The 23,855-nt window shown below is 61.5% G+C and carries 21 protein-coding genes; 7 read left to right on the forward strand and 14 right to left on the reverse strand.

Annotated features, from left to right (window positions below; genetic code table 11):
* The first annotated feature begins 21 nt into the window (after nucleotides 1–21).
* Nucleotides 22–1,518 carry a hypothetical protein gene (locus AB5767_RS04130; protein ID WP_368131611.1) on the forward strand — a complete coding sequence of 499 codons (1,497 nt, stop codon included), beginning with the start codon at nucleotides 22–24 and terminating at the stop codon, nucleotides 1,516–1,518.
* Between the two features lie 73 nt (nucleotides 1,519–1,591).
* Here the strand turns inward: AB5767_RS04130 and AB5767_RS04135 are convergent, their stop codons facing one another.
* The 9 genes from AB5767_RS04135 to dnaK all read right to left on the reverse strand — a co-directional run bounded on the left by AB5767_RS04135 (nucleotide 1,592) and on the right by dnaK (nucleotide 14,460).
* Complete coding sequence (locus tag AB5767_RS04135) at nucleotides 1,592–2,944, reverse strand: ATP-binding protein (protein ID WP_368131610.1); 1,353 nt, start codon at nucleotides 2,942–2,944, stop codon at nucleotides 1,592–1,594.
* 194 nt (nucleotides 2,945–3,138) lie between these two features.
* Nucleotides 3,139–3,321 carry a hypothetical protein gene (locus tag AB5767_RS04140; protein WP_229065270.1) on the reverse strand — a complete coding sequence of 61 codons (183 nt, stop codon included), beginning with the start codon at nucleotides 3,319–3,321 and terminating at the stop codon, nucleotides 3,139–3,141.
* 135 nt (nucleotides 3,322–3,456) lie between these two features.
* Complete coding sequence (gene clpB, locus AB5767_RS04145; protein ID WP_368131608.1) at nucleotides 3,457–6,084, reverse strand: ATP-dependent chaperone ClpB; 2,628 nt, start codon at nucleotides 6,082–6,084, stop codon at nucleotides 3,457–3,459.
* 442 nt (nucleotides 6,085–6,526) lie between these two features.
* Entirely contained in the window at nucleotides 6,527–7,216 is a 690-nt protein-coding gene (locus tag AB5767_RS04150) for a hypothetical protein (RefSeq protein WP_368131607.1), read from the reverse strand.
* Nucleotides 7,217–7,465: 249 nt separating this feature from the next.
* A complete protein-coding gene (locus AB5767_RS04155) occupies nucleotides 7,466–9,766 on the reverse strand; it encodes a hydratase (RefSeq protein ID WP_368131606.1) in 2,301 nt (766 codons plus the stop codon).
* Between the two features lie 393 nt (nucleotides 9,767–10,159).
* A complete protein-coding gene (locus AB5767_RS04160; protein ID WP_006235210.1) occupies nucleotides 10,160–10,576 on the reverse strand; it encodes a heat shock protein transcriptional repressor HspR in 417 nt (138 codons plus the stop codon).
* A gap of 72 nt (nucleotides 10,577–10,648) precedes the next feature.
* Nucleotides 10,649–11,614, reverse strand: a complete 966-nt coding sequence (locus tag AB5767_RS04165; RefSeq protein ID WP_161145387.1) for a DnaJ C-terminal domain-containing protein — start codon at nucleotides 11,612–11,614, stop codon at nucleotides 10,649–10,651.
* A 108-nt stretch (nucleotides 11,615–11,722) separates the two neighbouring features.
* On the reverse strand, nucleotides 11,723–12,565 hold the full coding sequence (locus AB5767_RS04170) for a nucleotide exchange factor GrpE (protein WP_368131604.1): 843 nt from the start codon (nucleotides 12,563–12,565) through the stop codon (nucleotides 11,723–11,725).
* Between the two features lie 2 nt (nucleotides 12,566–12,567).
* Nucleotides 12,568–14,460: a molecular chaperone DnaK gene (gene dnaK / locus AB5767_RS04175; RefSeq protein WP_006235214.1), complete on the reverse strand. Its 1,893-nt coding sequence runs from the start codon at nucleotides 14,458–14,460 to the stop codon at nucleotides 12,568–12,570.
* 658 nt (nucleotides 14,461–15,118) lie between these two features.
* Here dnaK and AB5767_RS04180 point away from each other — a divergent pair.
* Entirely contained in the window at nucleotides 15,119–15,304 is a 186-nt protein-coding gene (locus AB5767_RS04180) for a DUF362 domain-containing protein (RefSeq protein WP_006235216.1), read from the forward strand.
* Between the two features lie 202 nt (nucleotides 15,305–15,506).
* Here the strand turns inward: AB5767_RS04180 and AB5767_RS04185 are convergent, their stop codons facing one another.
* From AB5767_RS04185 to nadA, 4 genes are read right to left on the reverse strand one after another with little or no spacing between them, the layout of a single operon-like run.
* Nucleotides 15,507–16,052: a transcription repressor NadR gene (locus AB5767_RS04185; protein WP_368131602.1), complete on the reverse strand. Its 546-nt coding sequence runs from the start codon at nucleotides 16,050–16,052 to the stop codon at nucleotides 15,507–15,509.
* Nucleotides 16,052–16,912 (reverse strand): carboxylating nicotinate-nucleotide diphosphorylase, encoded by an 861-nt coding sequence (nadC, locus tag AB5767_RS04190; protein WP_368131601.1) that lies wholly within the window; start codon nucleotides 16,910–16,912, stop codon nucleotides 16,052–16,054. The genes AB5767_RS04185 and nadC overlap by 1 nt, the downstream gene beginning before the upstream one ends.
* Before the next feature lie 3 nt (nucleotides 16,913–16,915).
* Entirely contained in the window at nucleotides 16,916–18,319 is a 1,404-nt protein-coding gene (locus AB5767_RS04195) for an L-aspartate oxidase (protein ID WP_438265965.1), read from the reverse strand.
* A 28-nt stretch (nucleotides 18,320–18,347) separates the two neighbouring features.
* On the reverse strand, nucleotides 18,348–19,373 hold the full coding sequence (gene nadA / locus AB5767_RS04200) for a quinolinate synthase NadA (RefSeq protein ID WP_346963351.1): 1,026 nt from the start codon (nucleotides 19,371–19,373) through the stop codon (nucleotides 18,348–18,350).
* Nucleotides 19,374–19,664: 291 nt separating this feature from the next.
* Between nadA and AB5767_RS04205 the strand changes: the two genes are divergently transcribed.
* Together AB5767_RS04205 and AB5767_RS04210 are read left to right on the forward strand one after the other, a co-directional pair.
* A complete protein-coding gene (locus AB5767_RS04205) occupies nucleotides 19,665–20,387 on the forward strand; it encodes a LytR/AlgR family response regulator transcription factor (RefSeq protein WP_368131598.1) in 723 nt (240 codons plus the stop codon).
* Nucleotides 20,387–21,664, forward strand: a complete 1,278-nt coding sequence (locus AB5767_RS04210) for a GHKL domain-containing protein (RefSeq protein WP_368131597.1) — start codon at nucleotides 20,387–20,389, stop codon at nucleotides 21,662–21,664. The genes AB5767_RS04205 and AB5767_RS04210 overlap by 1 nt, the downstream gene beginning before the upstream one ends.
* 59 nt (nucleotides 21,665–21,723) lie before the next feature.
* Here the strand turns inward: AB5767_RS04210 and AB5767_RS04215 are convergent, their stop codons facing one another.
* Entirely contained in the window at nucleotides 21,724–22,299 is a 576-nt protein-coding gene (locus tag AB5767_RS04215) for a hypothetical protein (protein WP_368131595.1), read from the reverse strand.
* A gap of 136 nt (nucleotides 22,300–22,435) precedes the next feature.
* Between AB5767_RS04215 and trxA the strand changes: the two genes are divergently transcribed.
* The 3 genes from trxA (at nucleotide 22,436) to nikR (ending at nucleotide 23,750) form a co-directional block, all read left to right on the forward strand.
* Nucleotides 22,436–22,756, forward strand: coding sequence for a thioredoxin (gene trxA / locus AB5767_RS04220; protein WP_022093990.1), 321 nt, complete (start codon nucleotides 22,436–22,438; stop codon nucleotides 22,754–22,756).
* Nucleotides 22,757–22,987: 231 nt separating this feature from the next.
* Nucleotides 22,988–23,236, forward strand: a complete 249-nt coding sequence (locus tag AB5767_RS04225) for a hypothetical protein (RefSeq protein WP_006235225.1) — start codon at nucleotides 22,988–22,990, stop codon at nucleotides 23,234–23,236.
* Nucleotide 23,237: 1 nt separating this feature from the next.
* Nucleotides 23,238–23,750, forward strand: a complete 513-nt coding sequence (gene nikR, locus AB5767_RS04230) for a nickel-responsive transcriptional regulator NikR (protein WP_368131593.1) — start codon at nucleotides 23,238–23,240, stop codon at nucleotides 23,748–23,750.
* Nucleotides 23,751–23,855: the final 105 nt, after the last annotated feature.

The raw sequence follows: 23,855 nt of genomic DNA on the forward strand, positions 1-23,855 counted from the left end.
GATATTGAGCTTGGGGGATATATGAAAGATGAGACGATGGGCCAAGAGGATGCGGCCCAAGATGCAGAAGCTTGCGCTGAGGCCTTGGAGAGCTTAGACCGGATTTCACTCGATGAGATTGCGTTTGACGATTCGGGCGTTGATGTGCAGGATGAGCCGGAAACCGAGGCGCAATCCGATGATCAGGATGCAGGCGACGTTGAGCCTGCCGAGGATGAGGCAGATCACGAAGGCACCAAAAGCGAGGCCGACGACCAGCCCGAATCCGACACGAGCGAGGAAACCATCTTGCTCGACAGCTTGCCGGCCGAAGATTCCCTGACCCGCGAGCTTCCCGGCCTGGGCTCTGCGCCTGCCGTGGACGAGACCATCGCCATGGGCGATATCCCCCTACCGTCCGTTCCCTCAGCACGCGAGGCCGAGGTTCGCCATCGCAAGATGTCGCCCAAGCGCCGCAATCTGATGGTCGCCGGTGTCGTGGCCGTCGCGCTCGTCGCCGGCGGTGCAGGCTATGCTGCCTGGAACGGATATCAGCAAGAGCAGGCTGCCGCTGTCGCCGCCAATGCCCACACGATGATGTCGGTGCAGATTGGCGTGCATGCCGCGGGCCTCGACTGCTCAACTGGCTCCAAGATTCCCGTGCAGGTGAGCGGGCAGGATTCTGACGGCTCTTCTGTGAGCGAGACGCTCTACGTTGACGAGCATGGTCGCGGTATTAAGCTGCTGCCTGGCGATTACACGCTCTCCATCGCCGCCTCCCCCATCGCGGCCGACGGCACCGTCTACACCGTCCCGACCACCAAGGCGCAGGTCACCATTAAGAGCGATGGACAGGATTTAAGTGCCCAGGCCACCTTTAAGATCAAGGTGCCTTCGGCCGACACGGTGACTGACGACCAGATCGATGCCGCCGCCAAGTATGCCGAGGAGGGCGGTGCGAGCTCCGCCGCGGCTGCCAAAGTGCTCCAGCAGGCAGCAACCGCGCGGCGCGACGCCGCCGTCAATGCCGTGAGCGCGCAAAAGGCACAGGCGTCCCGTGATGCTGACGCTCGCCACAAGGCAACCGACCTCTACCAGCTCGATATTCCCGTCGAGTGGTACGGCAAGGTCGCAACTTGGCAAAACGGAAGCACGCTATGCATCTATCTGGGCGACGACGCCAATACGCCGCTCGTGACGCTCGTCGCGGTGCGCGAGGGCGAGAGCTTTACGCCCGATGAAGGCGATACGGTTTTGGGTGCGGCCAATCTAGGCAACGGTTATACCGTCTACGCCAGCGGCCCCGTCTATCCGTACGTGGTGCCCCAGACCATCAACGGACGGACACAGAACCCCGTGTCAACCTACCCCATGGACACGGCCATTGAGCTTGTCGAGCTTACGACCGGCAACCGCTACACCTATAGCCAGATCAAGAACGTACTGGTCGGTAAAGACGGCAAAGCCGACGCCGCGACCAAACTCGAGACCGACTACCTCGCCCAGATTCTCCTGCCGAGTATCAAAGCCCAGGACTAGCCTGGCGCAGCAAGGTGCTCCCCAACCGTGATGAAGGAGCCAGGAGGTCTTGACCCCACAGGTCCATAGATGATTAGGCAAGGAGCCACTTCCATGCGGGCATAACGTGTACCACACCGTGCTCGCATGGAATATCGGTCTGTTCATCCATGGTAACGATTGCCGACTCGCCAAGATCGAACTGGGCCATCGAGGCATCAAGCGCGGCAATTTCGCGCTCGCGCGTTTTCTCACTTGCCATATCCACACTCACCTGAATCAGGCTATAAGCCCGCATGAGAAGCGCGTCCCCAGCCACAAAGTCCACCTCATGGCTTTTGCTCTTCTCTTTGATCAGCAGGCGGCAGACCGAGCCGACCCTCACCGCGGGAGTCCTTCTTCTTAGCGCGTTGAACACTGCGGTCTCGAGCCTCTGACCCTGATCCAATGCCGATGCGGGAGAGAATGCTCCAAACATCGCAGGATCGACAGCGTAGACCTTAGACGCAGACCGCATGTTATTTGCCAGTGAACGCGTGAACTCCGGCACGGAGAACAGCAGATAGGCATCCTCGTAATACTCAAGTAAGTCGCTGAGCGAATTACGACTGACGGGTATCTGCCTGCTCTTGAACTCGTTGTACACTTTGTTCACTGACAGCTCTCGTCCCGAAGATGCCATACACCGCGTTAGGAACAGCGATGCCAGGCGAGGGTTCTTGACGTCGTAACGCTCAATGACGTCCATAGCGACCGTTCGCGAAGCATATTCCTGTAGCAGCTGAATCGCGTCTGCGGGCGTCTGCTCAAGCGTCGCGATGAATCCCCCTCGTTCAAGATATCCGATCAGATGATGTCGAAGCAGCGCTGCATCGCTTGGGGAAAGGGTCGCATCTGGCTCGGGAACGCTCCCCGTCTTATATCGAACGTATTCCGAAAAACTCAACGGAAAAAGCTCTCGCACAAGAGAACGACCCCTGAACTCGCTCTTAAGTTCTGAGGACAGCATCTTAGAAGAAGATCCCGTCACATAGACGGTCGCTTTCTCCGTATCGACTACACGCCGCAGAAACGCACCCCATTCGGGAATTTCCTGGATCTCGTCAAAGAAAATGTAAGCGCCCTCGATTCGAGCAGCAGGATACAGCGCATAGAACGTGTCGAGCACGTCCGCCAGCAACGATGGCTCATACGGGCGCAAGCGCTCATCCTCAAAATTGAAGTAAAGCATCCGGTCAAGCTCGACGCCCCGGCTCTGAAGCCGCCGCATCTCCTGATACAGGCGATACGTCTTTCCACAACGGCGGGCCCCCACAATCACATTTACGATGTTGTCGCGCTTTGGCTCCTGTGGGTTTCCTAGATCAAGGTCTCGCTCAAAGACCTGCGGAACCCCCTGCTGTTCAAAGTCCTTTATTTTCTGGGCGATCAAGTCGTTGAATGCCATGATTCTCCAATCTTGCTCTCTAGCTAATCAAGATTATACTGTTTCTTGATTAGCTAGAGAGCAAGATTTCACTTGATTAATGCTTAAGCAAGTTTTCTATCATTGTCCCGAAGGATGCCGAACAGTTGAGGGGACCTAACACGAACGCCTCGAGCCGACAGAAACGCGCGGTTCCGTCAGCTAGAGGACATTTCCTAGTTCCACGGATCGGCTTCGAACAGGGGCTCGCGCTCGGGGCGGCGATCGCTGTAGGGATCGTAGCCGTCGTCGTCCTCGTTCTCGGCACGAATGAAGGGGTCGCGCGGTTTGGGCGCCGGCTTAGGCACGGCGGGTGCAGGCTTGGGGGCCGGCGCGTTCGTCTTGTTCTCGTCTTTCATCTGCATATCTCCTTGCCATGTACTCACGTTCAACATCATCGATTGTCGCACGAAAAAGGGCGACGGACCCAATTGGATCCGTCGCCCTTGGCGTTTAGAGACGAGCTGGTAGATTTTAAGGCATGTCCCAAAAATCTACTCGGCGTCGGGGACCTCGTAGGTGGCCGACGGCGTGTTGTCGCACACGACGGTAAAGCCGCCGTCCTTGTCGACATCGACCGTCACCTGATCGCCCTCGCGCACCGTACCATCGATGATGGCGGCGGCGATGGCGTCCACGACCTCGCGCTGCACCAGGCGCTTGAGCGGACGGGCGCCAAAGACCGGGTCCAGGCCGCCCACGGCGAGCATCTGCTTGGCCGCTGGGGTGATGGCAAGCGTCATGCGCTCCTTGGCCAGGCGTGCGCGGACGTCGGCAAGCTGGATGTCGACGATCTTCTCGATCTGCGCCATGCCGAGCGGATGGAACACCACGATGTCGTCGATACGGTTGAGGAACTCGGGGCGGAAGGTCTGAGCCATGGCCGCGTCGACCTGATGGCGCATCTCCTCCTCGTCCTTACCGGACAGGTCGGCGATGGCCTTGGAGCCCACGTTGGACGTCATGATGATGATCGTGTTCTTGAAGGACACCTGACGACCCTGACCATCGGTCAGACGACCGTCATCAAGCACCTGCAGCAGCACGTTGAAGACGTCCGGATGAGCCTTCTCCATCTCGTCGAGCAAGATCACGGAGTACGGACGACGGCGCACGGCCTCGGTGAGCTGGCCGCCCTCGTCGTAGCCCACGTATCCCGGAGGCGCACCGATCAGACGCTGGACGCTGAATTTCTCCATGTACTCGGACATGTCGATACGTACGAGCGCGCGCTCGTCGTCGAACAGGCACTCGGCCAGCGCCTTGGCGAGCTCGGTCTTGCCCACGCCAGTGGGACCGAGAAAGAAGAAGCTGCCGATGGGCTTGTCCGGATCGGAGAGACCCGCGCGGCTGCGGCGCACGGCCGCGGCGACGGCGGAGACGGCCTCGTCCTGGCCGATGACACGCTTATGCAGCTCGCCTTCCAGGCCCTTGAGCTTGTCGAGCTCGCCCTGCATCATCTTGGAAACGGGCACGCCGGTCCAGGCGCTCACGACCTCGGCGATCTCATCGGAGGTCACCTGCTCGTTCAGGCCTTCGCCGTTTTGCTCCTTCTGCGCCTCGAGCGCGGCCTCGGACTCCTGAATCTGCTGCTGTAGGCCCGGAATCACAGCGTAGCGCAGCTCGGACGCACGGCCCAGATCGCCGTTACGCGTCGCCCGCTCCTCCTCGCTCTTGGCCTCGTCGAGCTGGCCCTTGAGCTCCTGCACGCGGTCGATGGCGTTCTTTTGGTTGAGCCAGCCGGCCTTTTGCACGTTGAGCTTTTCCTGGATCTCGGCAATCTCCTGGCGCAGGGCCCCCAGACGCTCCTTGGAGGCGTCGTCGGTCTCCTTCATGAGCGCCTGCTCCTCGATCTGTAGCTGGGTGAGCTGACGCGTGGTGGCGTCGATCTCGACCGGCATGCTGTCGAGCTCCATGCGCAGGCGGCTTGCGGCCTCATCGACCAGGTCGATAGCCTTGTCGGGCAGGAAGCGGTCGGCGATGTAGCGATCGGAGAGGTCTGCGGCCGCCACGAGCGCGCCGTCGGTGATGTGCACGCCGTGGAAGATCTCGTACTTCTCCTTGAGGCCACGCAGGATCGAGATGGTGTCCTCGACGGTGGGCTCGCTCACCAGAACGGTCTGGAAACGGCGTGCGAGCGCCGCGTCCTTCTCGATGTACTTGCGATACTCGTCGAGCGTGGTCGCGCCGATCGCGTGCAGGTCGCCACGGGCGAGCGCCGGCTTGAGGATGTTGCCGGCGTCCATAGAACCCTCGGTGGCACCCGCGCCCACGATGGTGTGGAGTTCGTCGATAAACAGGATGACCTTGCCTTCGGACTTCTGGACTTCCTTGAGCACGGCCTTCAAACGGTCCTCGAACTCGCCGCGGTACTTGGCGCCGGCGACCAGCGCGCTCATATCGAGCTCGATGAGGTCGCGGTCGCGCAGGGTACTCGGCACGTCGCCGGCCACGATACGCTGGGCGATACCCTCGACGATGGCCGTCTTGCCGACGCCCGGCTCGCCGATGAGCACGGGATTGTTCTTGGTGCGGCGGGACAGGACCTGGATGGTGCGGCGGATCTCGTCGGTACGGCCGATGACCGGGTCGAGTTTGCCGGCGCGGGCGAGGTCGCAGATATTGCGGCCGTACTGCTCCAGCGCCTCAAACTGGGTCTTGTCCTCGGCAGACGTCACGCGGTCATCACCGCGCAGCTCCTCGTAGACCTGCTCGATGCGCTCCTTGGTAACGCCAGCGTCGCGCAGCACGCGGCCAGCCTCGCCCTTGTCCTCGGCAAGCGCCATGAGCAGATGCTCGGTCACCACAAAGCTGTCGCCCATCTTGGTGGCCTTCTTCTCAGCCTTCTCGATGACGCGAACGAGCTCGTTGGAAAGACCCATCTGCTGGCCCTCGCCCGAAACCTTGGGCGCGTGGTCGATGGCATCCTGCGTGGAACGCGCGAGCTGAGCGGGATCGGCGCCGATGCGCTCGATGATCACGGAGATGTTACGCTCGCCGGCGCCGAGCAGGGCAGACAGCAGGTGGATCGGCTCCACCGCGCCGGCCTGCGCGTCGGCAGCCGTGCTCATGGCGGTCTGCAGCGCCTCGCGCGACGTCATTGCTAGCTTATCGATTCTCATGGAATCACCTCTCTTGGGGCGGCCGCCCTACGGGGCGGCTTCACGTTGTTCGAGAAGTATTGTTGCCAGCTTTGCGCGTTCTTATACACAAATCTAAGTCTCTATATATAAGATTTTCTGAGTGATTGAAGGATAGGGTACTGAGACGCCGACCCACTGCATCCCCGACGACCAACCGTCTCGATCTGTAACATCTAGCAGCCGTTTTTGGGTCCAGATGTTACAGATCGAGATGAAATGATCGGCAGCGCCCGTTTGTCTAAATCTGTAACAACTACTCGGCAAATAAGGGTCCACCTGTTACAGATCGAGATAAACAGAAGACACCCGAATCGATAATCTAAATCTGCAACACCAAGCCCACTTTTAACGGCCCAGATGTTACAGATCGAGACAGACTGAAAACCACCGCAAAGGGGCACCTTTGTGGTGGTCGCGTTCTCTACTCTTTTGACGAGCCCGTGCTTCCCGATTCGGCGGTCCAGGGCATCTCATCCTCGAATAGCCATGTACGAGCAGATCCACCATCGCGTGCAGTCTGCGGGTCGGGCAGGCAGGTCTGGTCGTACGCGTCCATCACGCAACGATCCAAAAAATCGATCACCTGCTGCTGGTCGCCTTCAAGAATGTAGGTCACGCCGCCATCTTGGATATAGACGCCGTCCCCACCTCCGGCTTTTGCGTATTCCGGATTGTAGTTAACGGTGCGCATCAGTTTGCCATCAGATGAATACAACTTCAGCGTTGTATAGTAGCCACCGTTCACAGAACCACGTCGGCGCTCATAGGCATCCCAACCGTCCCAGCGTTTGAACGAACGCCCGTTTAGCAAGTCCAGCGCCTGTCGGGACAACTTCTCGTCCTTGGTATAGCGAGACGAGCCAAGTTCAATCATGGGGTAGTTGCTTATGCTTAGAATGCCCGGCGTTTCCTCGATATCGAGCGTTATCTCATCGGGCTTTGTAACGTCCGAAATCATTTGCCCGGGCATCGATGCAACAAGGGACGCCATCTCAACCGTCTGCTCAACCCCACTCGGCCCATAGAAGATAAGCGAGCCAAATAGGACCACGCCCGCAGCAGCGACGACGCAAGCCACCAACAGCAACAAAACAGAAGTGCAACGCTTCATCTTCAACTCCACAAACGAGAGTGTTTTGAGCTCACTTTAAAGCGCCAACTTCATACTGTCAATTCTAGATAGCATATGAACAAAGGCGCACTCCCCCATAGAGGAGAGTTGCAACCTCGATTTTAGCGCCCTCAAGACCCAACGAGCAGCACTTAACAAGTAGCCCCGGTTATACCTTTCTCTGACGCGACCCTCGCGAAGCGCGTGAGCGGCAGGGAAAGGTATAACCGGGGCGGACAAGTATGTGCGTTACTCGGCAGCGGCCTTGAACTTGTTGTAGTTGATCAGGCAGCCGGCCTTGACGATGGCACGCTCCTCTGCCGTCATATCGGCAATATAGAGCTCAATCTGCTCGACCGTGCCGTCGGCGCGCACCACGTAGGCGGCGATGTTCTTCAGGTCACCATCGAGCGCAGCGCGGATACCCGGCACAAAGACATAGTCGCCCACCTCAAAGTTGGGCTCAGCCTCCATCTGGAAGGGCACCATGCCCCAGTTCATCACGTTGGAGCGATAGCGCTTGGTGGCGTACTCGTGAACGATATTGGCCAAGCCGCCAATCACGCGCTGGCAGCTCGCGGCCTGCTCGCGGGCAGAACCGTCACCAGGCTTCTTGGCATAGAGCATGGAGCCACACTCGGTCGCCTTGGCATCGGCCGCGACACCCGCGCCGGCCAGTGCCTCAAACACACCGGCAAGCTCGGCATCGAGCGCCGCCAGGTCGCCCGCGGCCTCACCGGCCACACGGCGCTTTTCCACCGCGTCGACCTCCTTGGAGCGGCCCACGTAGGCCGGGTCGCGGCGGCTGAGCGTAAACTCGGCCAGGCCCAGCGGGTTGGAGCGGAAGGAGCTCGTCTCGCCCGAGGGGATGAGCTCGTCGGTCGTGGTGACCGGGTCCATGATCTTGGAGCACACCTTGAGCAGGATATCGTCGCCGAGGGGCTCCATCGCGGGCCACGGCTTGATGTTGGGGCCTTCGACCAGCTCGTCGGCAGGCTCCGCCTTGCCAAAGCCCCAGTACACGCGCTTTTTGTACGGTGCGTCGTCAAAGGTGTACTCGCAGGCCTCGTCCCAAGTCTCCTCGGGCAGGTCGGTCGCCGGCGTCAGGACGCCGCCGTTGGCAGCCGTCGCCGCAATGGAGCGGGCGTCCATCAGGGCCACGGCGCTCAGCTGGCCATTACCCGGCTTGGAGCCCTCGCGGTTGGGGAAATTGCGCGTGGTGTGGCGGATGGACAGGCCGTTGTTGGCAGGCGTGTCGCCGGCGCCAAAGCACGGACCGCAGAACGCCGTGCGAACGATCGCGCCGGCCTCCATAAGGTCGTAGATGTAGCCGCGGCGTGTAAGCTCGAGTGTCACGGGCTGGCTCGTGGGATAGACCGACAGCGAGAACTCGCCGCAGCCGGTGTTGGCGCCCTTGAGCACGCGGGCAGCCTGGACCACGGAGTCGTAGTTGCCGCCCGAGCAGCCGGCGATAACGCCCTGCTGCACGTACAGCTTGCCGTCGACGATCTTGTCGAGCAGGCTAAAGTGCGTCTTGCCCTCGCCGATCTTGGCAGCCTCGAGCTCCACCTCGTGCAGGATGTCCTCGAGGCTCTCGTTGAGCTCGTCGATCTCAAAGCCGTTAGAAGGATGGAACGGCAGCGCGATCATGGGCTTGATGCTCGACAGATCGACTTCGACGCAGCCGTCGTAGTAGGCAACATCGGCGGGCTTGAGCTCGCGGTAGTCCTCGCCGCGGCCGTGCATGGTCAAAAACGCGTGCGTGTCCTCGTCGGTGGCCCAGATGCTCGACAGGCAGGTGGTCTCGGTGGTCATGACGTCAACGCCGTTGCGGTAATCGGTCGTCATGCTCGCGATGCCCGGGCCCACAAACTCCATGACCCTGTTCTTAACGTAGCCCTTGGCAAAGACGGCGCGGATGATGGCGAGCGCCACGTCGTGCGGGCCGACGCCGGGGCGCGGGGCGCCCGTGAGGTAGATGGCAACGACACCGGGATAGGCGACGTCGTAGGTGTCGCGCAGCAGCTGTTTGGCCAACTCGCCGCCGCCCTCACCCACGGCCATGGTGCCCAGGGCGCCATAGCGGGTGTGCGAGTCGGAACCCAGAATCATCTTGCCGCAACCGGCGAAGTTCTCACGCATAAAGGAGTGGATGACGGCGATATGCGGCGGGACGAAAATGCCGCCGTACTTCTTGGCAGCCGAGAGGCCAAAGACGTGGTCGTCCTCGTTGATGGTGCCGCCCACGGCGCACAGCGAGTTATGGCAGTTGGTGAGCACGTAGGGCAGCGGGAACTGCTCCATGCCCGAGGCGCGCGCCGTCTGGATGATGCCAACAAAGGTGATGTCGTGGCTCGCCATGGCATCGAAGCGAATCTTGAGCGCCTCGGGGTCGCCGGACGTGTTGTGTGCCTGAAGGATCGAATACGCGATGGTGCCACGCTTGGCATCCTCGGGCGTCTGCGTAATACCGCGCTCGGCAGCCTCGGCCGCAGGCACAACCTCGCTGCCGTTACGCAAGTAGATGCCGCCCTCGTACAGCTTGACCATACTGTCTCCCACTCTGCCCGAAAGGCTCGGGCGCATAGCATACATTCGTTCAATATCGTGCCATAGAACGGTTGCGAGTGGGTTACGAATCTGCACGTTCACTTTATCTCGGTAAAGCAAAGGACGAACCCGGTGCAGGACCGGCAGATTTGGTGCAAGAGTGTCCCTTTCGACTAGTCATTTAAGAACGTCCCCAATGACTACCCTACCGTATCCGGAGAAAGCAACGCCGCAGGTAGAGGACGGACAGCGAGCGGGCCGCATTTGAGACAAGGTGACGTGAAACGAAAGGGCGCTGACCTTCTGGTCGCGCCCTTGAAGTTGAACGTCAGATTGTCCAAATGCGACCCGCGCAGCGTCGAGCCGTTACGCCGTTCGGCAGAACGGCGTAACCTAGAGATCTCCGCCGGCGCCCAGCAGCTTGCGCATGACTTGCTCGGGGTTGACTGAGCCATCGCGCGGGGCCAGGGCGGTGATCTTCTTCTGCATCTTGTACTCGTGCAGCTCGTCCTCGAGCTGGCGCACGCGGGCACGGAGTTTTTCGTTCTCGCGCTCGCGCTCCTCGGCACGCTCCTTCATATCGAGGATGCGCACCACGCCGGCAAGGTTGATGCCCTCGTCGGTCAGCTGGTTGATGAGCTCCAGGCGCTCGATATCTGCACGCGAATACAGGCGCGTGTTGCCGCCCGAGCGCTGGGGGTTCACCAGGCCCTTGGACTCGTAGACGCGCAGAGTCTGCGGATGCATGCCGGTCAGCTCGGCCGCCACGCTGATCATGTACAGCGGTTTGTTCCTATTGTCCTCGGCCATGCTACCTGACCCCTTTCCGTCTCGTTATCGTCCATCATAAGCCCGCGGGCGTGGTCGTGCGCCGCGACCGCCCTAGTACGTCGCCTTGTAACGGTTGACCTTCTCGCGATAGTCGCGTGTGTCGGCCTCGCGCAGCTTGGTCATGGCATCGCGCTCGTCATCGGATAGGTTCGTGGGGACCTGCACCTTGATCTCGACGAGCAGCGCGCCCGTACGGCCACGGTGCTTAACGTCGGGCGCTCCCATCTCCTTAAAGCGGAACTTCTTGCCCGTCTGGGTACCCGCGGGCACTTTCAAACGGACCGTCGCGCCGCCGGGCGTGGGCACGTCCACCGTGCAGCCGAGCGCCGCCTCGTAGACCGAGACCGGTACCTCCATGGTCACGTCGGCGCCTTTGCGCTTAAACAGCGGGTGCTCCTCCACATGCGTGGTCACGACCAGGTCGCCGCGCTCGCCACCCGCAACGCCATACTCGCCGCGACGCTTGTAGCGTAGCTTGCCGCCGTCGACCGCGCCCGCGGGGACCGAGACCGTAATGGTCTGCTGCTCGCCTGTCGAGGGAATGCGATAGGTGACTTTGTGCGTCACGCCGCGAAACGCGTCCTCGGCCGTCACATCGACGGTCAGCGACAGGTCGCCGCCCTTGCGCGCGCGGTTGCGACCCGCACCGGCACCGGCAGCGCCCGCAGCCCCGGCAAAGCCCGAGCCCCAATCGCTACCCCAGGCACCGTTGCCGCTAAAGATGCTGTCGAAGATGTCGCCCCAGCCGCTGGCACCCGCGCCGGCACCGTAGCCGCCGCCATACGCGCCGCCTGCGCCCGGCATGCCGCCAAACATGAGCATCTGGTCGTACTCTTTGCGCTTCTTCTCGTCCGAAAGCGTCTCGTAGGCCTCGCTGATCTCCTTGAACTTGGCCTCGTCGCCGCCGGCATCGGGGTGATATTTTTGCGCGAGCTTGCGAAACGCGCTCTTGATCTCTTTGTCGGAGGCGCTCTTGGATACGCCCAGGATGTCATAGAAGGTTTTGCCTGCAGCCATCGTAGCTCCTCTCCTGTTACATCCGCCGCCCCTGCGGACGGCGGCTCATGCTGTCATATGGCACTTGGTCAGAAAGGGCCCCGGGTGTTGCCCCGGGGCCCTTTTCAATTACTCCTCGGTGCTCTCGGCCGTATCGGCCGTAGCATCCTCGGGCGCCGCTTCGGGCTCCGGTGCGGGGCGCTTCTCGCCACCGTAGGTCACCGTCACCATGGCGGAACGCAGGATGCGATCCGCCATGCGGTAGCCCTTCTGGTACACGTCGTTGACGGTCTCGTCGTACTGCGATGCGTCCTCGACGCGGCCCACGGCCTGGTGCTCGAGCGGATCGAACGCCTCGCCCTTGGGGTCGATGGGCTCAACGCCCTCGTGCGCAAACACATCAAGCAGCTTGGCATGAACCGCATCGACGCCGTCGACGAACTGCTTAAAGTCGTCGGAAAGCTCTTGGCTGCGGGCATGGTCGATCGCGCGCTCGATATCGTCGATCACCGGCAACAGCGCGGTAACGAGCTTCTCGGTCGCGCGCTCGCGCTCGGCGATGCGCTCGTTGGCGGTGCGGCGACGGAAGTTCTCCCAGTCGGCCTGCAGGCGGGCGGTGCGCTCGGTAGCGTCCTTTGCCTTGTCCTCGGCGGCCTTCTGAGCCTCTGCCGCAGCATCGAGCTCATTGCGCACGTCGGCAAGCTCCTTCTGGGCCTGCTCGAACTTGAGCTTAAAGTCGTTGTCGGCGGCTTCCTCACCGGCGCGGATAGCGGCTTCCACCATCTCGTCCTCGGTCATCGTCGCCTCCTTGTTGGAATCCTCTACCTGGTTCTCGGCAGCCTCGGCGGCCGGGGCCTCATTAACCTCGGTATCGTCTGCGGCCTCTACGGGAATCTTCACGTCCTTCTCCTCAGAGTCAACGGGGGCGGCGCCAGCGGCAGCCACCTCCGTGCGAGCTTTACGGGCGGACATGATTACTTGTCCTCGTCGTCCACAACCTCGTAGTCGGCGTCGACGACGTCATCGTCGGCAGGCTGGGCGCCGGCGGCACCGTCGGTCTGCTGCTGAGCGTCGGCGTAGACAACCTGGGCCAGCTCGTAGGCCACAGACTGCAGGGACTCGCCGGCGGCCTTGATGGCCTCGACGTCAGAGCCCTCGAGCGCCTTCTTGGCGTCGGCGATAGCGGCCTCGGCCTTGGACTTCACGTCGGCGGAAACCTTGTCGCCCAGCTCGTTGAGGGTCTGCTCGGTGGAGTAGCACAGGCTGTCGGTCTGGTTGCGGACCTCGACCTCTTCCTTCTGCTTCTTGTCCTCCTCGGCATGAGCCTCGGCGTCCTTGACCATACGATCGACTTCGTCGTCGGAAAGCGCGGTGGAGCCGGAGATGGTGATCTGCTGCTCCTTGCCGGTGCCCTTGTCCTTAGCAGAGACCTTGACGATGCCGTTGGCGTCAATGTCGAAGGTAACCTCGATCTGCGGCACGCCGCGGCGGGCAGCCGGGATACCGGTCAGCTGGAACTTACCGAGCGACTTGTTGTCGCGGGCAAGCTCGCGCTCGCCCTGGAGCACGTTGATCTCGACGCTGGTCTGGTTGTCGGCAGCGGTGGAGTAAACCTCGGTCTTGGAGGTCGGGATCGTGGTGTTGCGGTCGATCATCTTGGTCATGATGCCGCCCATGGTCTCGACGCCCAGCGACAGCGGGGTAACGTCGAGCAGCAGGATGCCCTCGACGTCGCCGGTGAGCACGCCGCCCTGGACGGCAGCGCCGTCGGCAACGACCTCGTCGGGGTTCACGGACATGTTGGGCTGCTTGCCGGTCATGGTCTTGACGAGCTCCTGGACGGCGGGCATACGGGTGGAGCCGCCGACGAGGATGACCTCGGTCAGATCGGAGAGCTTAAGCTTGGCGTCGCGCAGGGCGTTGGTGACAGGCTGCTTGCAGCGCTCGAGCAGGTCGCGGGTGATCTTCTCGAACTCGGCGCGGGTCAGCGTGTAGTTGAGGTGCAGCGGGCCGGACTGGTTCATGGTAATGAACGGCAGGTTGATGGTGGTCTGCTGGGCGGCGGAGAGCTCCTTCTTGGCGTTCTCGGCGGCCTCCTTCAGACGCTGCAGGGCCATGGGGTCCTGACGCAGGTCGACACCGTTCTCCTGCTGGAACTTATCGGCCATCCAGTCGATGACGCGCTGATCCCAGTCATCGCCACCCAGGTGGTTGTCGCCCGAGGTGGACAGAACCTCAAACACGCCGTCAGCGAGGTCGAGGATGGAGACGTCGAAGGTGCCGCCGCCCAGGTCGAAGACCAGAATGCGCTGGTCGGTGCCCTGCTTGTCCAGGCCATAAGCCAGAGCAGCAGCGGTCGGCTCGTTGACGATACGCTTAACGTTGAGGCCGGCGATCTTGCCGGCATCCTTGGTGGCCTGACGCTGGGCGTCGTTGAAGTAGGCCGGGACGGTGATGACGGCGTCGGTGACGGTCTCGCCCAGATACTTCTCGGCGTCAGCCTTCATCTTGGCGAGCGTCATGGCGCTTACCTGCTCGGCGGTGTAATCCTTGCCCTCAATGTCGACGACGGCACGGCCACCCTGGCCCTCCTTGACCTCATACGGCACGGTCTTGATCTCGGAGGTGCACTCGGAGTACTTGCGGCCCATGAAGCGCTTGATGGAGAACACGGTGTTCTTGGGGTTGGTGACAGCCTGGTTCTTAGCGGCCTTACCCACGACGCGGTCGCCGTCGGCACGGAAGCCCACGACGGACGGGGTGGTGCGGTCGCCCTCGGCGTTCACGATAATGGTCGGAGAACCGCCCTCGAGGACGGCCATAGCGGAGTTAGTAGTACCAAGGTCGATACCAAGAATCTTGCCCATTAGAAATTCCCTCTCTCTTGTGCGTTTGCACCGACTCGGCGGTCTGCCGAGCGGTGTTTCGGCTTGTCTTTCAGGATGTAGTGTATCCCCTTATGGGCCGGAATATACAAAATCTAAGTCAATTCATATAAGATTTCTTATTGCCGAGAGTTTAGGTTCGCAAATACGCAGGTAGACGCACTGTTTGAGTTCTCGGCAAATCTATCGAGATCTATGTAGAGATGGCTGAGGTTTGCGTCCGGGGGTGCCTGGGGGCCGTCTTGTGGAAAGCTCGTCCCGGTTTGAGCGTGGATTCCGGGTCGCAGTTTCCGTCTGAAGACTCAACCGGAAACCGTATCCCGTTTTGAGAGCTGATACCGGGTCGCAGTTTCCGCTAGCGGGCCCAACCGGAAACTGCGACCCGGGTTTCGGCCAAATAACGGGATGCCCTTTCCGCAAGCACGCTCAATCGCCCTATATTTCAAGTCACCTTTAGCTAACATTTACGCAGCTCAACGGCCCCACCTGCGCGTTTTTTAGTAAACCTTGGCATACTCGGCGAACGGTATGAAGATGCCGGCCAGAGGGTATTGCAAACGGTCGCTCCCGTGGTATGTTTTTGCCCGAATCAAACCGGCGCGCATCGTCTGTAGCGTCGGTCAACAGAGAGGAAACTACCATGGCTCATCCCGTAATTGATGCCGACGAGTGCATCGCTTGTGGCGTTTGCGTCGACTCCTGCCCCGCTGGCGTTCTGGAGCTCCAGGACGTCGCTACCGTCGCTGACGAGGACTCCTGCGTCGCCTGTGGCGCTTGCCAGGACGCTTGCCCCGCCGGCGCGATCACCGAGATCGTCGAGGAGTAACAACTCCCCCACTTGCACACTCAAAAGTACACCGTGCACAAAAAAGGAGGCCTCCGCATCGCCGCGGAGGCCTCCTTTTGCTTATATGGGCAGCTAATTTGGAGGGGGGACCCTTGGCAGTTGCGGTGGAATAGTTCCTGTTTTATGGCTTGGATGCCGATTTTAGGAACTATTTCACCGCAACTTATAGATGCAGCGTCGGCTACGAGAGATCATCCTCGTAGGGCATTAAATCGGCAAGGTAGCCCTTCTCCTTGAGTATGGCCTCGATCTCGTCGAGAGTTTGCTCGTCTTCTGCCGCAATGCGATGGAAGTGATAGCCGCTCGTCACCGTTAGTAGCGGAAAGCTCTTGCCGCTCTCGATATCGTGCAGGTAGCGCTCAACATCGCGACGATTGCGGATGTCCAGGTCGGCCGTGATCTTGCCGTACACGCGGTGATTAACGATCACGTTGAGCACGGCGCCACCGGCGTCGACGATGCTCGTGAGCTCATCGCCCGCCTGCTCCACGCCGTGGCGCACCTTGACCAGACGCGTGGGCACAGCTGGGCTGCTCGCCGCCTCCTGTAGTACATAGCCGCGATTGGTGGCGACGATATCGTGCCCGTCGGCGCGCAGCAGGGCGATGTCTTGCACCACGACTTGGCGGCTCACACCCACCTCGCGGGCAAGTGCGCTGCCCGAAACGGGTTCCTTGGCTTCCTCGAGCACGCCCATAATGGCACGGCGACGCTCGCGGGCGTCCATTATTTACCGTCCAACAGACGCAGGTGCTTAAGCGAGAGGTCGAGGATCGGCGCGGAGTGCGTCAGGGCGCCCGAGCTAATGTAGTCGACACCCAGATCAGCCAGGGCGCGGATATTGTTGGCGTCCACGTTGCCCGAGCACTCGGTCTTGGCGCGACCGGCGATAAGCTCAATCGCAGCAGCCATGTCGTCGTGGGTCATGTTGTCGAACATGATGATGTCGGCGCCGGCCTCCACGGCCTCGCGCACCATGTCCAGGTTCTCGCACTCGATCTCGACCGTCGTGGTAAACGATGCATGGGCGCGCGCCATCTCGATCGCACGCGTCACGCCGCCGGCGGCATCGATGTGGTTGTCCTTGAGCATAACGGCCGTCGACAGGTTGTAACGGTGATTGCTGCCGCCGCCAATCTCGACCGCGGCCTTCTCGAAGACGCGCATGCCCGGCGTGGTCTTGCGCGTGTCGACAAGCACGGTCTTGGTGCCCTCGAGCGCAGCCGCCATCCGATGCGTGTAAGTAGCGATGCCGCTCATGCGCTGCAGGTAGTTGAGCGCCACACGCTCGCCCGAAAGCAGCACGCGCGCGTCTCCGCGCACCTGGCCCACGTGATCGCCAGCGTGCACCTCGTCGCCGTCCGCGACATCAAACAACACGGAGCTCTGCGGATCCAGCAGCTCAAAGGTGCGGGCGAACACATCCAAGCCCGCGATGATGCCATCGGCCTTGGCGATAAGCTCCACCGTGGCGGGACGCGCCGTGGGACACACGCTCGCTGTGCTCACGTCCTCAAAGGTAATGTCCTCGCGCAGAGCCTGCAAAATCAGATCATCGACGACGAGCTTCATGGTAATGGGATTCATGTTCTACTCCTCCACGGCCTGCATGCCGGCAGCACGGGCCAAATCATCGATTGCAAGGATATCGGAACTCAGGGCGCGATGGCGTCCATCGAGCGCGGGCTCACCGGCCTGCTCCACGGCCAGCGACTCGCCGGTACGCATATACCACGCGGCGCGACGACCCCAGACCAGCGCCTCGAGCAGGCTGTTAGAAGCTAGGCGGTTCTTGCCGTGCACGCCATTGCAGGCCGTCTCGCCGGCGGCGTAGAGCTCGGGCATCGAGGTGCGACCGTCCTTGTCGACCCACACGCCGCCCATAAAGTAGTGCTGCGTGGGCGTAACGGGAATGGGCTCGTCCAAGATATCGCGGCCGTCCTCCAGGCAGCGTGCGCGAATGTTGGCAAAGTGCCCAGTCACCACGTCGCGCTCGACAGGGGCAAAGCTCAGCCACTCGTGCTCGGTACCGTCCTGCTTCATCTGCTCGCGAATGGCGGCGGCGACCACATCGCGCGGCTGAAGCTCGTCGGTAAAGCGCTCGCCGGCGGCGTTGAGCAAAATCGCGCCCTCGCCGCGGCAGCTCTCGCTGATCAGGAAGGTGCGGCCCGGCTGCGGCGAGAACAGTCCCGTGGGGTGAATCTGCACGTAGTCCAGGTGCTCCATCTTAATACCATGCTCCTGAGCGATGTAGCAGGCATCACCCGTGAGCTGCGGGTAGTTGGTCGAGTGGTCATATACGCCGCCGATGCCGCCCGTTGCCCACAGCGTGTGGCAGGCATGGATCTTAAACGGCTCGCCGGCATGCACGCCCTCGGCGGCATTTGTCAGCTCGTCGGCGGGACGAACCGAGTTGTCCTCGTCCACGGAAACGGCAACGACACCAGTGCACACCGTGGCCCCATCGCGCACGACCGTCAGGATGTCGGTCATGGCCACGTGCTCCAAAATCTGCACGTTGTCCAGCTTGCGGACGGCCTGGAGCAGCTTAGTCGTGATCTCCTTGCCGGTGATGTCGGCATGGAAGGCGATACGCGGGCGGCTGTGCGCGCCCTCGCGGGTAAAGTCGAGGCTGCCGTCGGCCTTGCGCTCAAAATCCACGCCCATGGCCAGCAGGTCGTTGATGACCGAGCGGCTCGAGCGAATCATGATGTCAACACTCTCGCGGCGGTTCTCGTAATGGCCGGCGTGCATGGTGTCCTCAAAGAAGGCATCGTAGTCCGAGCCTTCGGGCAGTACGCAGATGCCGCCCTGCGCGAGCATCGAATCGCACTCGTCGACCGCGCCCTTGGAGAGCATGATCACGCGCGTGCTCGTCGGCAGGTTGAGAGCCGCGTACAGGCCCGCTACGCCGCAGCCGGCAATGACGACGTCGCACTCCATATCGGGGTATTGCTTGGTTTCCACAGGAATCCTCTCCCTTGAATGTGACATAAGGGACCGTCCCTCATGCCACATCGTTCTAACGCGCTGCGTACTCGAGCATGCGGTCGAGCGTGAGCTTGGCCTGATCGGCAGCCTCGCCCGACACGCCGATCTGCACCTCGCCCTCGCCTGTCTCCAGGCAGTGCACGAGCTTCTCGAGCGTGATGAGATCCATGTTGACGCAGGTGGGCTGCACCGCGGGGAAGTAGAACTTCTTGCCGGTGCCCTGGCAGCGGCGCTCGAGCTCGTAGAGCACGCCGCGGACCGTCACGATAATAAACTCGCTCGCGTCGGACTCCTCGGCATACTTGATGATGCCGGCGGTGGAGCCGATGTAGTCGGCCTCGGCAAGGACGTCGGCCTTGCACTCAGGATGCGCCAGCACGAGCGCGTCGGGGTGGGCCTCCGTCGCGTCGACAATCTGCTCGACGGTGATGATGTGATGGCGCGGGCAGTAGCCGTTGTTGAGAATGACGTGCTTTTGCGGCACCTGCTCGGCTACGAAGCGGCCGAGGTTTTGGTCGGGAATGAACAGGATATGCTGCTGCGGCAGCTCGGACACGATCTTGACGGCGTTGGAGCTGGTGACGCACACGTCGCTCCAGCTCTTGATCTCGACCGTGGAGTTGACGTAGCAGACCACGGCCAGGTCGTCGCCGTACTCGGCGCGCGCCGCGTCGACCGTCTCGCGCTTGACCATATGAGCCATGGGGCAGTCCGCGCCCGGCTCGGGCAGCAGCACGGTCTTGGTGGGGTTGAGCAGCTTGGCGCTCTCGCCCATAAACTCCACGCCGCACAGCACGATGGTCTGCTGCGGCAGGCTCTTGGCGAGCTTAGCCAGGTAGAAGCTGTCGCCGACGTAATCGGCCACAGCCTGGACCTCGGGTGCCACGTAATAGTGTGCCAGGATCACCGCGTCGCGTTGGGTTTTAAGTTGCTGAATGGCCTCGACGAGCTCTGCGGGCACCAATGCCGCGCGCTCCGTTGCCGTCGTTGCCGATGCCAGGCCGGCCGCAATGTCGCGTGCAAGCTCCGATGCATCCATGTTCGCGCTCTGTGCCATCAAGGCCCCTCTCTTTTGGCGAATCTTGGGGCTTTAGTATGACACCTAGGTTTACAGCTGACAAGACAGCTGTAAACCTAGGTGTAAAGTTGAAATAAAGATTCAATCATGCGGCAGGTCCATTTTCGAACTGGCAAGCTGAGGATAGCCGAGCTCTCGATAGCGCAGGAGGCATCTTTCGCCACCGCAATACCGCTCGGCGCGAGTTGCGCACCATGAGGCACGAACGGGCGCTCCCCCGCGAGCGGCACGCGCCCAATGTGGCAAAATCGAACTACTAAGGGGGCCCGAATGCTCAAGATTATTGCCTGCGACGATGACGTCGCTTTTCTAGATAGACTGCACCGGATGATCGACCGTTGGTCGACCGAGAAGGGCACGGCGGTCGATGTTGCGCTCGTTACGCGCGGCGAGGACCTGCTGGCGCGCCATGCCGCGTCGCGCGCCGACATCATCCTGCTCGACATGATCATGCCGCTCGTCAACGGCATGGACACCGCGCGCGAGCTGCGCCAGTCCGATACCGCCGTGCGCCTGGTGTTCCTCACCTCGTCGCCCGAGTTTGCGCTGGAGTCCTACGAAGTCCGCGCCTTCGACTACCTGCTCAAGCCCGTGGCATACGAACGCCTGGCGCAGCTGCTCGACGAGCTTTCGAGCATGCGCCCGTCGGCGACCGACGAGTTCGTCATCAAAACGTCCTTTGGTTACCATGCCCTGCGCCTGTCCGACATCGAATATGCCGAGGCACGCAACAAGCACGTGGTTTTCCACCTGCGCGACGGACGCGATATCGAGGCGCTCGAATCGTTCCGCAGCGTCGAGGACCGCTTGGCGCAAAACGCGGTCTTCTTTAAATGCCATCGCAGCTACCAGGTCAACCTGCGCAACATCGATCACTTTGACCGCACGGAGATCTTCATGAGATCGGGCGCCTGTATCCCGTTGGCACGCAGTTGCAAGCAGGGGTTCCAAGATGCCTACTTTGCGGCGCGCTTTGAGGGCGGGAGGCACTGATGCTCCCCACAGCCGAAATGCTGCTTTGGGCAATCCACCACGCAACGACCCTGCTCTTTGGCGTTTTCGCCTCGGCAGCGCTGTGCGGGGTCGAGATCAACCGCCGTCATGCGCTTGAGCTGATCGCGGTTGACGTGCTCACCGGTACCGCCTTTGCGCTCGCCAATGTCTTTGGCGGCGAACTTTTCGCTCGACAGGTGTATCCGCTCGTCGTGCATCTGCCGCTCGTCATCTATCTGTGCGCGCGCTATCGGCTGAGCCCTTTGCTCGTTATGCTCGGCGTCACCAGCGCATACCTGAGCTGCCAATTTAGCAACTGGATGGGCATCGCCGCGCTCGCCGCCTGCGGCTCGCAAATCGCGTACTACGCGACACGCATTATCACCACGGTCGCCGTCTTTGCGCTCCTGCTGCACTGGGCCGGCGACATCGGTCCGCGCTTGGCAGTCAAAAGCCCTACCGAGCTCGAGATTCTGCTCATCCTGCCGCTCGTCTATTACATCTTTGACTACGCCACCAACGTCTACACCACGTTGTTCCACTCGGGCTCGGTTGTGACCGTTGAGTTTTTGGCGTTTGCGCTTTGCGCTTTCTACCTTATGCTCCTCGCCGTCTACCTGCGTGAATACGAAGAAAAGGAAACCGCCGAGCGCGAGCGTTGGATGCTCGAGACCCGCGATAGCGCAGCTATCAAAGAGCTCGAAGCCTGGCGTCAATCTGGACGCGAGCTTTCGGTTCTGCGCCATGACATGCGGCACTTCCTGCGCGGCCTGGCCGCTTTAATTGAGGAGGGCCACACCGACGAGGCGCTCGATCGCATCGACGAACTCTGCGAAGCCGGCGACCGCACCGCCGTACGCCGCTTCTGCGCCAACGAGACCGTAAACATCGCGCTTTCGTCATTTAACTCGGATATCAATAGAAACGGCATTACCGCCAACCTGCGCGCCGCCGTACCCGAAACCATCCACGTAGGTGACGCCGACCTGTTTAGCGTGCTCTCAAATGCCTTGGAAAACGCTATCACCGCCGCGAGCGCCGCTCCCCAGGGCAAACGATTCGTCGATCTGGACCTGCGATTAGAGGACGCCCAGCTGCTGCTGTTAGTTTCCAACACGTTTGACCGCCCGCCGCGTATGGTTGACGGCATGCCCGTGGCCCAGCACGCCGGCCACGGCTTTGGCACCAAGAGCATTAAGCTCGCCGTCGAGCGCATGAACGGCAACTGCCAGTTCCGCATTCACGGCGACCGATTTGAGCTGCGTGCCGTGATGTAGGGACGCGACAAGCTGCCGGCATGCTCGGCCCGCTGGGCCACCTTGCCAGCGCCGGTCCGCTACAGCGGCGCGGCGGCCGGAGTCAGCTGTTTAATGTAGGCCCACATGCGCTGCTTGGCGGCCTTGTCGGTGAGCGCCGCCTCAAAGCCGTCGAGCGCGAGCACGCGGCGCCCTTGCACATGGGCGACCAGGCCGGGCTTGAGCATGGCGGTGTCGAAGTCATCGATCGCCACGAGCATATCGGCATAGGTCTCGCGCATGGTATCGGCCGCACGATCATCCAGCAACAGCACCGCCTCGGGGTCCAGCGCCTCGAGCGCCTCGCGGAACAGCTCGCACGGCAGGGCATGGCCCACCGCCACCGTTCCGTCGCCCGCACCGGCGACGCTTGCCAGCACGCAAAAATCCTCGGGCGCATAACCGATGGCCCCGAGCGCCTTACGCAGCGCCGCGCCATCCGCGCCTGCGGCAAGCTCGCCGCCCGAGCGCTCGGCCTCATCCAAATCGCCTTTGACCAGCACGATCGGCGAGCACGCGTTGCCCGCGATACGCACGCCACGGACCGCAAGCGATGTGAGCTCCTGCTCGGCCGCCTGGGCGATGGCTTCTTTTTTCTGGCTTTGTGACGTGGACATGCGCTCTCCAATCGTTTGCGTGCCCACCATTATATAAAAGAGCTGCCCGCGAGTGGTTGCTTTGCGGGCGGCTGGGTATAAGCACGGTCGTACTGAGTTTTACGCGGCCGAGCCGCGTCGCATTATGGAGGTCACCATGGCTGACATTAATCAGATTACCCCCGAGAACTTCGATTCCATCGTTAACGACAGCCTGCCCGTGCTGGTCGATTTTTGGGCACCGTGGTGCGGGCCCTGTCGATCCCTCTCGCCCATCGTTGACGAGGTTGCCGATGAGCTGGCGGGCAAGCTCGCCGTTGCCAAGTGCAACGTCGACGACAACCAGGACCTGGCCATGAAGTATGGCGTCATGAGCATCCCCACGCTGATTGTGTTTAAGAACGGCGAGGAGATTGACCGCTCGGTTGGCGCTCTGCCCAAGGCGAGGCTGCAGGCGCTGCTGGAAAAGCATCTGTAATACGCTTGTTACATGTTGCCGTCTGTCTGCCGTCCATGAGCGCTTTTACGCCGCTCGCCGGACTTCTGAATGCACCGAGTGCAACCACGGATAGTATGGTAGTCACAAACAGCCCCCAGTGAACGGGTGCGGGTCGCACAGACTCGTACCCGTTTTCTTATGTAACTGCGCGCAGAGCGGGCGTAGTAAAATCTGAACCACTGAACTGCCCCATACAAAAGGAGATTTCCCATGCATGATGTTGGAATGAACATGAGCCAGCTTGCCATGAGCGTCAAGCAGGTCGACGACACCATCGAGCTCGCTCACGAGTGGAGCCATCAGCTGCTGCATGCGACCGAGAATTTTGACATGGAGCGCATCGGCGCCAAGCTCGAGGCCGCCATGGCCGCGCTGCACGAGGCCCACGACGCACTCGAGGGCTACGAGGAAGCCATCGAGGCCGACCACAACTCCGTCGGCTCCGTGAAGCTGGTGTAAGGTGGCCGAACACGAGCACGGCTGCGGGTACGAGCACGAGCATCCGCACGGGGCGGACGGTGACGCGGGCTGCCACTGTAGTGGCTCCGGCTCCGAGCTGGTCCGTTTTTCGGTTACCGCACCCGACGACCTGCTGCGCCGTTTTGACGAGCTGATCGCACGCCGCGGCGACGTGGCCAACCGATCCGAGGCCGTGCGCGACCTGATTCGCGCCTCGATCGCCAAGGAGCAGATGCGCACGCCCGATGAGCACGTTATCGGGTCGCTCACCATGATCTACGACCACCATACCGGCGACCTGACGCGCCGCCTGGACGAGGTGCAGCACGACTACACCGACGAGATCGTATCGACCATGCACGTGCATCTGGATCACCACAACTGCTTGGAGATTCTGGCGCTCAAGGGTCGCGGCGAGCGCGTCTACGAACTAGCCGACCGTCTGCTGGGCCTGCGCGGCGTTAAGCACGGCGAGCTCACGTGCGCCGCCACCAAGCAGAGCCTGGGGCTGTAGCGGGATTTCCCGCAGCGCACCTGCCAAATAGGGACAGGTTTGTTTTGGCAGGTTTAGAAGTTTTACCGACCAAAATAAACCTGTCTTTTTTTGGTCGGTTTTGAT

The sequence above is a fragment of the Collinsella aerofaciens genome (assembly GCF_040926265.1).
In the GTDB taxonomy this organism is placed as follows: Bacteria; Actinomycetota; Coriobacteriia; order Coriobacteriales; family Coriobacteriaceae; genus Collinsella; species Collinsella aerofaciens_BB.

What these genes read in the sequence shown, in the direction of transcription:
- nadC (WP_368131601.1), bottom strand. Translation starts at nt 16,912, where the DNA reads ATGAATCCCATTACCATGAAGCTCGTCGTCGATGATCTGATTTTGCAG.
- AB5767_RS04225 (WP_006235225.1), top strand. Translation starts at nt 22,988, where the DNA reads ATGCATGATGTTGGAATGAACATGAGCCAGCTTGCCATGAGCGTCAAG.
- clpB (WP_368131608.1), bottom strand. Translation starts at nt 6,084, where the DNA reads ATGAGAATCGATAAGCTAGCAATGACGTCGCGCGAGGCGCTGCAGACC.
- AB5767_RS04150 (WP_368131607.1), bottom strand. Translation starts at nt 7,216, where the DNA reads ATGAAGCGTTGCACTTCTGTTTTGTTGCTGTTGGTGGCTTGCGTCGTC.
- dnaK (WP_006235214.1), bottom strand. Translation starts at nt 14,460, where the DNA reads ATGGGCAAGATTCTTGGTATCGACCTTGGTACTACTAACTCCGCTATG.
- trxA (WP_022093990.1), top strand. Translation starts at nt 22,436, where the DNA reads ATGGCTGACATTAATCAGATTACCCCCGAGAACTTCGATTCCATCGTT.
- AB5767_RS04215 (WP_368131595.1), bottom strand. Translation starts at nt 22,299, where the DNA reads ATGTCCACGTCACAAAGCCAGAAAAAAGAAGCCATCGCCCAGGCGGCC.
- AB5767_RS04165 (WP_161145387.1), bottom strand. Translation starts at nt 11,614, where the DNA reads ATGGCTGCAGGCAAAACCTTCTATGACATCCTGGGCGTATCCAAGAGC.
- AB5767_RS04140 (WP_229065270.1), bottom strand. Translation starts at nt 3,321, where the DNA reads ATGAAAGACGAGAACAAGACGAACGCGCCGGCCCCCAAGCCTGCACCC.
- nadA (WP_346963351.1), bottom strand. Translation starts at nt 19,373, where the DNA reads ATGGCACAGAGCGCGAACATGGATGCATCGGAGCTTGCACGCGACATT.
- AB5767_RS04180 (WP_006235216.1), top strand. Translation starts at nt 15,119, where the DNA reads ATGGCTCATCCCGTAATTGATGCCGACGAGTGCATCGCTTGTGGCGTT.
- AB5767_RS04170 (WP_368131604.1), bottom strand. Translation starts at nt 12,565, where the DNA reads ATGTCCGCCCGTAAAGCTCGCACGGAGGTGGCTGCCGCTGGCGCCGCC.
- AB5767_RS04185 (WP_368131602.1), bottom strand. Translation starts at nt 16,052, where the DNA reads ATGGACGCCCGCGAGCGTCGCCGTGCCATTATGGGCGTGCTCGAGGAA.
- AB5767_RS04155 (WP_368131606.1), bottom strand. Translation starts at nt 9,766, where the DNA reads ATGGTCAAGCTGTACGAGGGCGGCATCTACTTGCGTAACGGCAGCGAG.
- AB5767_RS04205 (WP_368131598.1), top strand. Translation starts at nt 19,665, where the DNA reads ATGCTCAAGATTATTGCCTGCGACGATGACGTCGCTTTTCTAGATAGA.
- AB5767_RS04130 (WP_368131611.1), top strand. Translation starts at nt 22, where the DNA reads ATGAAAGATGAGACGATGGGCCAAGAGGATGCGGCCCAAGATGCAGAA.
- AB5767_RS04135 (WP_368131610.1), bottom strand. Translation starts at nt 2,944, where the DNA reads ATGGCATTCAACGACTTGATCGCCCAGAAAATAAAGGACTTTGAACAG.
- AB5767_RS04210 (WP_368131597.1), top strand. Translation starts at nt 20,387, where the DNA reads ATGCTCCCCACAGCCGAAATGCTGCTTTGGGCAATCCACCACGCAACG.
- AB5767_RS04160 (WP_006235210.1), bottom strand. Translation starts at nt 10,576, where the DNA reads ATGGCCGAGGACAATAGGAACAAACCGCTGTACATGATCAGCGTGGCG.
- AB5767_RS04195 (WP_438265965.1), bottom strand. Translation starts at nt 18,319, where the DNA reads ATGTCACATTCAAGGGAGAGGATTCCTGTGGAAACCAAGCAATACCCC.